Source organism: Gammaproteobacteria bacterium (genome assembly GCA_011375345.1).
Lineage (GTDB): Bacteria > Pseudomonadota > Gammaproteobacteria > DRLM01 > DRLM01 > DRLM01.
On the sequence record DRLM01000050.1, the window covers coordinates 1 to 9,885 of the forward strand.

General features: G+C 62.4%; 9 protein-coding genes. 5 read left to right on the forward strand and 4 right to left on the reverse strand.

Going from position 1 to position 9,885, the window contains the following annotated elements:
• The first annotated feature begins 2 nt into the window (after positions 1 to 2).
• The 3 genes from ENJ19_03530 to ENJ19_03540 all read left to right on the forward strand — a co-directional run bounded on the left by ENJ19_03530 (position 3) and on the right by ENJ19_03540 (position 2,212).
• Entirely contained in the window at positions 3 to 692 is a 690-nt protein-coding gene (locus ENJ19_03530; GenBank protein HHM04797.1) for a hypothetical protein, read from the forward strand.
• A gap of 29 nt (positions 693 to 721) precedes the next feature.
• Positions 722 to 1,399: a prepilin-type N-terminal cleavage/methylation domain-containing protein gene (locus ENJ19_03535; GenBank protein HHM04798.1), complete on the forward strand. Its 678-nt coding sequence runs from the start codon at positions 722 to 724 to the stop codon at positions 1,397 to 1,399.
• Positions 1,400 to 1,480: 81 nt separating this feature from the next.
• A complete protein-coding gene (locus ENJ19_03540) occupies positions 1,481 to 2,212 on the forward strand; it encodes an ABC transporter ATP-binding protein (GenBank protein ID HHM04799.1) in 732 nt (243 codons plus the stop codon).
• 30 nt (positions 2,213 to 2,242) lie between these two features.
• Here ENJ19_03540 and ENJ19_03545 read toward each other — a convergent pair whose 3' ends face one another.
• The 4 genes from ENJ19_03545 to ENJ19_03560 form a co-directional block, all read right to left on the reverse strand.
• Positions 2,243 to 5,059: a valine--tRNA ligase gene (locus ENJ19_03545; protein HHM04800.1), complete on the reverse strand. Its 2,817-nt coding sequence runs from the start codon at positions 5,057 to 5,059 to the stop codon at positions 2,243 to 2,245.
• A gap of 399 nt (positions 5,060 to 5,458) precedes the next feature.
• On the reverse strand, positions 5,459 to 5,791 hold the full coding sequence (locus tag ENJ19_03550; protein HHM04801.1) for a hypothetical protein: 333 nt from the start codon (positions 5,789 to 5,791) through the stop codon (positions 5,459 to 5,461).
• On the reverse strand, positions 5,784 to 6,230 hold the full coding sequence (locus ENJ19_03555; GenBank protein HHM04802.1) for a DNA polymerase III subunit chi: 447 nt from the start codon (positions 6,228 to 6,230) through the stop codon (positions 5,784 to 5,786). The genes ENJ19_03550 and ENJ19_03555 overlap by 8 nt, the downstream gene beginning before the upstream one ends.
• A 9-nt stretch (positions 6,231 to 6,239) precedes the next feature.
• Positions 6,240 to 7,754, reverse strand: coding sequence for a leucyl aminopeptidase (locus tag ENJ19_03560; GenBank protein HHM04803.1), 1,515 nt, complete (start codon positions 7,752 to 7,754; stop codon positions 6,240 to 6,242).
• A 327-nt stretch (positions 7,755 to 8,081) separates the two neighbouring features.
• Between ENJ19_03560 and lptF the strand changes: the two genes are divergently transcribed.
• Positions 8,082 to 9,137 carry an LPS export ABC transporter permease LptF gene (lptF, locus tag ENJ19_03565; protein ID HHM04804.1) on the forward strand — a complete coding sequence of 352 codons (1,056 nt, stop codon included), beginning with the start codon at positions 8,082 to 8,084 and terminating at the stop codon, positions 9,135 to 9,137.
• A partial coding sequence (lptG, locus tag ENJ19_03570) for an LPS export ABC transporter permease LptG (protein ID HHM04805.1) occupies positions 9,134 to 9,885 on the forward strand: 752 nt, incomplete at its 3' end. The genes lptF and lptG, both read left to right, overlap by 4 nt.

Sequence of the window (9,885 nt, forward strand, 5' to 3'; positions counted from 1 at the left end):
AGGTGGTGTTGGCGGTGGCCCTGGCCGCGCAAGTGCTGTGGAACGCCGCCCAGCCGCCGCCGGCGGCGCGGGCCGAGAAGCTGCCGGCACCGCCGGCGGCGCCGGTGCTGCGGGCCTTGAGCCTGGGTGATCCGGTGGCCTTGTCCAAAGCGCTGATGTTGTGGTTGCAGGCCTTCGACAACCAGGCGGGAGTGAGTATCCCTTTTGCGGCTTTGGACTATGGCCGGGTGGAGGCCTGGCTGGACGTGGCGCTGGCGCTGGATCCCAGCGGCCAGTACCCCCTGCTGGCGGCGGCGCGCCTCTACGGTGAAGTGCCTGACGACAGGAAAATGCGCGCCATGGCGGATTTCGTATACCGCAAGTTTCAGGATGACCCCGCCCGGCGCTGGCCCTGGTTGGCCCATGTGGCGGTGCTGGTCCGGCACCGCCTGGGTGATATGCCTCTGGCGTTAAAGTATGCCCGCGCAATTGCCGACAATTCGGAGGGGAATGCCATTCCCCAGTGGGCGCGCCAGATGCACATCTTCTTGCTGGAAGAGGCCGGTGAACTTGAAGCGGCACGCCTCCTCATCGGAGGTTTGTTGGAAAGCGGCCGCATCACCGATGCGCACGAGTTGCGTTTTTTCAGGCAGCGCCTGACGGATTTGGAGAGACGACAAGGCATGGTCGAACCACGGGCCCCGAACGGTTAGGCCTGAATCAAATTAGAGAGAGAGCGGCTATGAAACAACAGCAATCCGGTTTTACACTGGTGGAAATCGCCATCGTCCTGGTGATCATCGGCATCCTGCTGGGCGGCATCCTGAAAGGTCAGGAGATGATCACCAACGCCAAAGTGCGCAATGTGGTGGATCAGGGCAGCGCCATCAAGGCGGCGTTTTTCGCCTTTCAGGATCGTTATCGCGCCCTGCCCGGGGACTACTCGGTGGCGTCCACCAACATTGCCGGCGTCAGTGTCGGCGTCAATGGCGGCAACGGCGACGGCAACGGCAGGGTGGACACCAACAACGACCGGGGCTTGTTCTGGCTGCATCTGGCGGCGGCGGGCTTCATCACCGGCAATTTCGACGGCCAGGCCAATGCCAACAACATCAACAACTGCCCGTCCACCCGTTGTGCCACCAACGCCTTCGGCCGGCCCTTGATGTTCTCCTGGGGTTCGGCGGCGGACGGGACCAACCGGGCGAGCCATGAATTGCGTACCGGCCGCAGCATTCCTGTGGAAGTGCTGGCGGAAATCGACCGCAAGGTGGATGACGGTATCCCCCGTACCGGCAAGTTCCAGGTGGACCAGTCGGCCAATGCCAGCACCTGCCGGACTGGTGCGGGCGCTGCCAGCACCTATCAGGTTGCGGTGGCCAATCCCCAGTCCGACTGCGGTGGCGTGCATATATTCTGAGGGGCTTGCACGTGCTCAGGGATGGAGACCCATCACAGCGCGGCGCCGGATGGCGCCGCGTTTGTTTGTTGAGAGGCGGGAATGGACAGCGCTGCCCTGACCGTTAGCGATGTGACGAAATATTACGGCCGGACGCCGGTGTTGCATGATGTTGCGCTCAAAGTCGAGCCGGGTGAATGTTTCGGCTTGGTCGGCGCCAACGGCGCCGGCAAAACCACGCTGATCAAATGCCTGCTCGATCTCAGCCGCGCCGATCGCGGCAGAATTGAACTGTTCGGCGTGGACAGCCGCGAAACAAAAGCGCGGTCGCGCCTGGCTTTTCTTCCCGAACGGTTCACGCCGCCCCATCACTTAAACGGTTGGCGTTTTTTGCGTACCATGGTGGACATGTATGAATGCGGCGCCGGGAATGCGGAGATTGCGGCGGTGGTGCGCTCGCTGGATTTGTCCCCTGGCGCTTTGAACAAGCCGGTGCGGGCCTATTCCAAGGGCATGGCGCAAAAGCTGGGCCTGGCAGCCTGTCTTTTGAGCGGCAAAGCGCTGCTGGTGCTGGATGAGCCCATGAGCGGTTTGGATCCCAAAGCCCGCGCCCTGGTAAAGCAGGCCTTGGCGGCGCGCAAGAAGGCGGGCCAAAGCCTTTTTTTCTCCACCCATCTCCTGCACGATGTGGACAGCCTGTGCGACCGCCTGGCGATTTTGCACGGTGGCCGTGTGGTGTTCTCGGGCAGCCCGGCCGCGTGCCGCGCGACCTACCACAGCACCGATCTGGAAAAGGCCTATCTCGCCGCCATCAACGCGACTGTTGTGGCATAGGGCGCGCACCATGCGCACTCTTCGCCGTACCTATAAATTCTCAATCCGCTGCCGCTGTGCCTGCAACTTCTCCAGGGCGCCGCGCATCTCATCCACCCGCTGCCGCTCCGTGGCCACCACGTGGGTGGGCGCTTTTTCGGCGAAATTGGGATTGGCCAGCTTGGCTTCGCCCCGTTGCAGATCTTTTTCCAGCCGGGCGATTTCTTTGCGCAAACGGGCCAGTTCCGCGTCTTTGTCAATCAGCCCGGCCATGGGGATGAGCAGTCTCATCTCACCGATGAGGGCGGTGGCGGATTCCGGCGGCGCGGCGTCGGCGCTTAAAAAATCGATGTTGTCCACCCGGGTTAAAAAAGTGATGTAGGCACGGTTGGCGTTCACCCGCGCCTGGTCTTGTTCGCTGTAGTGATGCAACAGCACCGGCAGTGGTTTGCGTGGGGGGATGTTCATTTCACCGCGGATTTTGCGCACCGCCAAAACAAACTCCATCACCCATTCGATTTCGTGTACCGCGGTGGTGTCCATGAGGCCATCGTTTGCTTCAGGATAGGGTTGACGCATGATGGTTTTACCCGTCAAACCGGCCAGCGGCGCCACGCGTTGCCAGATTTCCTCGGTGATGAAGGGCATGAAGGGATGGGCCAGGCGGAGGACGGCTTCCAGGGTTTCTATCAGGGTACGGCGGGTGCCGCGTTGTTGGGCGGCGGAAATCCCTCCCGGCCCCCCTTTTTCAAGGGGGGGGGTATGAGCATTTCCCCCGGTGTTCGCCGTGAGGATCGGTTTGGACAATTCCAGATACCAGTCGCAAAACTCGTTCCATACGAATTCATAAATGGCCTGCGTGGCATGGTCGAAACGGTAGTTCGCCATGCTGTCGTGCACGCTTCTCGTAACCACCTGCAAGCGCGAGCGGATCCAGCGGTCAGCCAGGCTGAGTTCAATTTTCCCGCTCAGTCCGCAATCTTCGCCCTCGGTATTCATCAACACGTAGCGCGAGGCGTTCCATAATTTGTTGCAAAAGTTGCGGTAGCCGCCGATGCGGCCCAGGTCAAAATTGATGTCGCGGCCGGTGGAGGCCAGCGCCGCGAAGGTGAAACGCAAGGCATCGGTGCCGAAGGCGGGAATGCCGTCGGGGAATTCGGCGCGGGTGGCTTTTTCAATTTTTTCGGCCATCTGCGGCTGCATCAAGCCCTTGGTGCGTTTTTCCACCAAGGCGTTCAGACCGATGCCGTCGATGAGGTCGATGGGGTCCAGCACATTCCCTTTGGATTTGGACATTTTCTGGCCGTGGGCGTCGCGCACCAAGCCGTGGATGTACACATCGCGGAAGGGGACATCGCCCATGAATTTCAAGCCCATCATCACCATGCGCGCCACCCAGAAAAATATGATGTCGAAACCGGTGACGAGCACGTTGGTGGGGTAGAAGGTGTCCAGCTCGGGTGTTTGCGCCGGCCAGCCCAGGGTGGAAAAGGGCCACAGCGCTGAGCTGAACCAAGTGTCCAGCACGTCTTCATCCTGGGAGAGGTCCACGTCTTTGCCGTGCTTCTCACGGGCTTGGGCATGGGCCTCTTCGCGGCTGCGGGCGACAAAGATGTTGCCCTCCTCATCGTACCAGGCGGGAATGCGATGGCCCCACCAGATCTGGCGCGAGATGCACCAGTCTTCGATGTTGCGCATCCATTCGAAATAGGTGTTTTTCCAGTTGTCCGGCACGAAACGAATGGTGCCGTTTTTCACCGCCTCAATGGCGGGTCCGGCCAGGGGTCCGGTTTTGACGTACCACTGGTCGGTGAGGAACGGCTCGATCACCGCGCCGCTGCGGTCGCCGCGGGGGACCATGAGCTTGTGGTCTTTGATTTCTTCCAACAATCCAGAGGCTTGCAGATCGGCCACAATTCGTTTGCGCGCTTCGAAGCGGTCCAGGCCAAAGTACTTCTCCGGGGCGGCTTCATTGATGCGGGCATCTTTGGTAAAGATGTTGATCTGCGGCAGGCCATGGCGCAGCCCCACCTGGTAGTCGTTGAAATCGTGAGCCGGGGTGATTTTCACGCAGCCGGTGCCGAACTCCGGGTCCACATAGTCATCGGCAATAACGGGAATGCGCCGCCCGCTGAGTGGCAACAAGACTTCTTTGCCGATGAGGTGCTGATAGCGCTCGTCGTCGGGATGCACGGCCACAGCGCTGTCGCCCAACATGGTTTCGGGCCGGGTGGTGGCCACCACCAGATGACCGCTGCCGTCCGCCAGGGGATAGCGCAAGTGCCACAGGTGGCCGTTTTCTTCTTCGGAAACCACTTCCAGATCGGATACCGCGGTGTGCAATACCGGGTCCCAGTTCACCAGTCGCTTGCCGCGGTAGATCAAGCCTTCTTCGTGCAAACGCACGAACACTTCCCGCACGGCTTCTGAGAGGCCCTCGTCCATGGTGAAGCGTTCGCGGGACCAGTCGAGTGAAGAGCCCAGGCGCCGAAGCTGGCAGGTGATGTTGCCGCCGGATTCCTGCTTCCATTCCCACACCCGTTTGATAAAGGCCTCGCGGCCCAGGTCGTGACGGCTTTGCCCTTGCGCGGCCAGTTGGCGTTCCACCACCATCTGGGTGGCGATGCCCGCGTGGTCCGTGCCCGGCTGCCACAGGGTGTTGCGGCCGCACATGCGGTGGTAGCGGACCAGAGCGTCCATGATGGTGTTGTTGAAGCCGTGGCCCATGTGCAGGCTGCCCGTGACATTGGGTGGGGGGATCATGATGCAATAGGGCTCACCGGTACCGCTGGGGGAGAAGTGGCCGTTGTCTTCCCAGAACCGGTACCAGCGTTGTTCGATAGCGTGAGGGTTGTAGGTTTTGTCCATGGTGCTCTTGGTGCGTGTTGTTGTATGGGTATTGTCTTTACAGTTGATGCGAAGTGCGTATGGGTTGTTCGCGTATTGTCTGTTATTGCCGCCCGCGGAATCCGCCCGCCGTTTCGCGATATGGCGGGTATTCCGCGGGCTTTCACTGGCTGGCGCCAATGTTCAACGCCGGCAGCCGCAAACGTGATTTGCAGCTCTCCCACATGTTCAGTGACCTGTCGTCATTGAACATGACGGTGCATTCATACACCGTAGATGGGCTTTTGACTCCCCCTTTGAAAAAGGGGGGGCTGACCGAGCAAATGGTTGTTTCGAACCCCCTCACCCCTTTTTGCAAAGGAGGGATAAAAAAGAAGGGGCGGCTGCCGGGTGAGGCGCAGCCACGGTTGTGTTCATTTCCTAAGTTTGGTTCTCAGAGCGCTGTTGAAGCAGCTCTTCCACCAACTCCCCCATGCGCCGCTCCAGGTCGCTGCGCAATTGTTCGCCGATTTGGGCGGTCGCCTCGGTCACGGCGTCGTGCAGCCGGTCGGCGAGGGTGCTGTCCAGCTGATCTTCCAAGTCCTGCAACAGTTTGTCCTGCAGCCGGCCGGCCAGTTCGCGGAAGGCGCGCTCCCAGTGGGTGGCGGTGTCGTGCGCGTCGGACGCCGGCTCGCCGATATCCACCACATCCCGCAACACGGGAATCCCGTCGGGAGGCAGCGCGTCATTGTCGCGGATCAGGAATTCAGACATCGGGGCCTGGGTCGGAGACATGATGGGTGGACAAAGCATACCCCCGGTCGCGGTAGAAACGGAACCGCTCACGGGCGTTTTGCTTGCCTTGTGGCGAGCCGTCCACCACTTCCGCCACCCGTTCGAAGCGGCTGAAAAAGGGAGGCACAGTCTGGTCCAGGTTGATCAGCACACCGTGTTCGTCGCCGGGGTCGTCGCCGTGGCCGATAAGCACGGGCGCTGCCGGTTCTGCACCGGGGCGGGCCAGCTCGTGGGGGACGAAACTGCCGGGGCGGAAGGTCCACAGCAAATCATCCATGCGGGTGGCGTCCTCCCGGGTGGCGGTGTGGATGTAGACCCGCAGGTTTCGTCGGCAGGCTTTGTCCGCCAGACGGCAGGCAAGCTGTTCGCGGGCGGCCGCTGCGCCGCTGTCCAGCACGTAAAAATCCACCTGGGTCATGGAAGGACGTCAGCTTTTGCGGGTGTTTTTGAGTTCCGCGGCGCGGTCCAGCAAATACTGGGTGAGCAGGGGCACGGGCCGGCCGGTGGCGCTTTTGTTTTCGCCGCTGATCCAGGCCGTGCCGGCGATGTCCAGATGGGCCCAGTGGAATTTCTTGGTGTAGCGCGACAGAAAGCAGGCGGCGGTGATGGTGCCCGCCTCCCGGCCGCCCACGTTGGCCATGTCGGCGAAGGGACTTTTGATCTGCTCCTGATAGTCTTCCCACAGCGGCAGCTCCCAGGCCCGGTCGCCGCTGGCCTTGCCGGCGTTGAGCAGGTCATGGGCCAGGGGGCTGTGATTGCTGAGCAGGCCGCTGGCGTGCTTGCCCAGGGCGATGACGCAGGCACCGGTGAGGGTGGCGATGTCGATGACTACGTCGGGCTCGAAGCGCTCGGCGTAGGTGAGGGCATCACACAGTATCAGCCGGCCTTCGGCGTCGGTGTTGAGAATTTCAATGGTCTGGCCGGACAGGCTGGTGACGATATCACCCGGTTTGTTGGCGGCCCCGTCGGGCAGGTTTTCGCTGGCCGGGACAAGGCCGATGACATTGAGGCCGATACCGATCTCCGCCACTGCTTTTATCGTGCCCAGCACGGCGGCGCCACCGCACATGTCGTATTTCATTTCATCCATCTGGGCGGCGGGCTTGATGGAGATGCCGCCGGCATCGAAGGTGAGCCCCTTGCCCACCAGTACCGCCGGGGGTTGGTCCTTTTTGCCGCCCTGGTAGCGCATCACGATCAGTTTGGGCGGCTGGCGCGAACCCTTGGCCACAGACAGCAGGGCGCCCATGCCCAGTTCCTCCATCTCGTTCTGCTCCAGGATCTCAACCTTTACCGATTTATGACTTTTCGCCAGGCCGCGGGCCTGCTCGGCCAGGTAAGAGGGGGTGCAGAGGTTGCCGGGCAGATTGCCGAGATCCTTGGCCAGGCGCACGCCGCCGGCGATGGCGCGTCCTACCCGCAGGGCTTCTTCCCCGGCGGCCAGCTCGCGCCGGCGTGGCACGCTCAAAATGAGCTTGCGCAAAGGGCGGCGGGCTGTGTCTTTTTTGCTTTTGAGCTGGTCGAAGCGGTACAGCGCGTCGGCCACCGCCTGCACCGTCTGGCTGACTTTCCACTCCACGTCCCGGCCTTTGATATTGAGTTCGGTGAGATAGCACACCGCCTCCATGGCGCCGATGTCATTGAGCGTGGTGGCCGCTTTGGCGATAATCTGGCGGTAGGCGGCTTCGTTCAGTTCCCGCTCGCGGCCGCAGCCCACGAGCAAAATGCGGTCGCACAGGGTGTTGGGGGCATTGTGCAGCAACAGGGTCTGGCCCAGTTTGCCTTCCAGGTCGCCGCGGCGGATGAGGTTGGAAATGTAGCCCTCGGTGACCTCGTCCAGGCGCTCGGCCAGGGGGGTGAGGCGCCGGGGCTCGAACACGCCGACCACCACGCAGGCGGTGCGTTGTTTTTCAGGATTGCCGCTTTTAACCGTAAATTCCATATTTTCTCCCCGGTAAAAATAACCATGCGGACGCCCCCCTCCCCGGCTCTTGTGTTGTTTCCGCCAGGGCGGCGGAGGGGCCGGGGGCAAGTGATGGATCGGGCATGCTGCCTGAGCGGGGTGACTGATTCAACTGGCGAAACCCAGTACCGGCAGCGCCATCGCCGCAATGACAGAATGCGTATCCCAGGCCTTCGGCGCCGTGCCGAAAAAGGGATATTTTTATTAGTTTACCTCACAATTGTCCTTTTTCCACTATAAACCTTAAGTTTCAATATCGGTTGTCGTTTGCCTGTGATTATTACCCGCTATCTGATAAGGGAAATTATGCTGACGCTGGCGGCTGTTGCCGGCGTGCTTTATGTGATTTACGTCAGCAACCGCTTCATTCGTTTTCTGGCCTCCGCCTCGGCGGAGGGCCTGCCCGCCGGGACTTTGTTGCAGTTTCTGGGCTTGAAGTCGCTCAGCAATCTGGTGATGTTATTGCCCCTGGCCCTGTTTTTCGCCGTGCTCCTGGCTTTGGGGCGTTTTTATAAAGATAACGAGATGACCGCCCTGGCGGCCTGCGGTATCGGACCGGGCAGGGTGCTGCGCATTGTGCTGGGTTTCGCCTTGCTTCCCGCCCTGCTGGTGGGAGGGATTTCCCTGCGTTTCGGACCCTGGGCGGAGGAACTCACTTACCGTATCCAGGATGAGGCCCGGGCCAGCGCCGAGATTCAGGGCATCAGCGCCGGCCGTTTCCAGAGCCTGCGCGACGGCAAGCTGGTGTTTTACGTGGAGGCCATGAATGACGAGCGCACGGAACTCAGCCACGTGTTCGTTGAGACCCGCCGTGAAGGGGTGTTGAATGTGCTCACTGCCGTGCGCGGCCGGCAGTGGGTCAACCCCGAGGATGGCAGCCGTTACCTGATCCTGGAGGACGGCTACCGCTACGAGGGCGAGCCGGGGCAGGCCCGCTACAAGATCGTCCGTTTCGGGCAACACGGCGTTTTGCTGGAACAGCGGACGGTGGTGCCCGGCGCGCGCAAGCTGGCGGCCCTGCCCACAGGGGCACTGTGGCAGCGGGCGGACGCGGCCGCCTGGGCCGAGTTGCACTGGCGGCTGGCCATGCCCCTGTCCACGCTGTTGCTGGCCGCACTGGCGGTGCCGTTAAGCCGCACCCACCCCCGGCAGGGACGCTTCGGCCGCTTGTTTGCGGCCGTGCTGGCCTACGCCGTCTACACCAACGCCCTGGCCGTGGGGCGGACCTGGATCGAGCAGGGTGCCGTGCCGGTGGCGCTGGGCCTGTGGTGGGCGCATGGGGCTTTGTTGCTGTGGGTGGGGGTGTGGATGGCGCGCCAAAGCGGCTGGCGGCCGTTCGTCCGGCGGGGGGCGTCGCCATGAAGATCCTCGACCGCTACATTGGCTGGAGCGTGGCCGGCAGCATGCTCACGGTGTTGTTTGTACTGTTGGCCCTGTTTTCCTTCGGCACCTTCGTGGCGGAGCTGGACCAGACCGGCCGCGGCGACTACACCCCTCTTAAAGCCGCCCAATACGTGTTGCTGACCCTGCCGCGCCTGGCCTATCAGCTCTTTCCCATGGTGGCCCTGCTGGGCGCCATCCTGGGGCTGGGGGTGCTGGCCAGCCACAACGAACTCACGGTAATGCGTGCCGCCGGGGTGGCCACCGGGCGCATCGTCTGGGCGGTGATGAAAGTGGGGCTTGTGCTTATGGTGCTGGCGGCGGCTCTGGGCGAATACCTGGCGCCGCCTGCGGAGGACTACGCCCGCAGCCTGCGCGCCAAGGCCCTCAGCCAGCAGGTGGCGCTCACGGGCACGGGCGGCCTGTGGGCGCGGGACGGCCGCCAGTATGTCCACGTGCGTGATGTGCTGGCGGGGGGGGAGCTGGGCGGCGTCACGATTTACCGCTTCGCAGAGGATCTGCGCCTGGTGGAAGTCATTCGGGCCCGTCGCGCGCGCTACGGAGAGCTGGCCTGGCTGCTGCAGGACGTGTCCCGCAACCGCATCAGCGAAGAGCAGGTCAGCAGCGCGCGGCTGGCGCAACTGGTCTGGCCCACCGTGGTGACCCCCGAACTCATTGGCGTGGTGGCGGTGAAGCCGGACAGCCTGTCAGCGGCGGGCTTGTGGCGCTA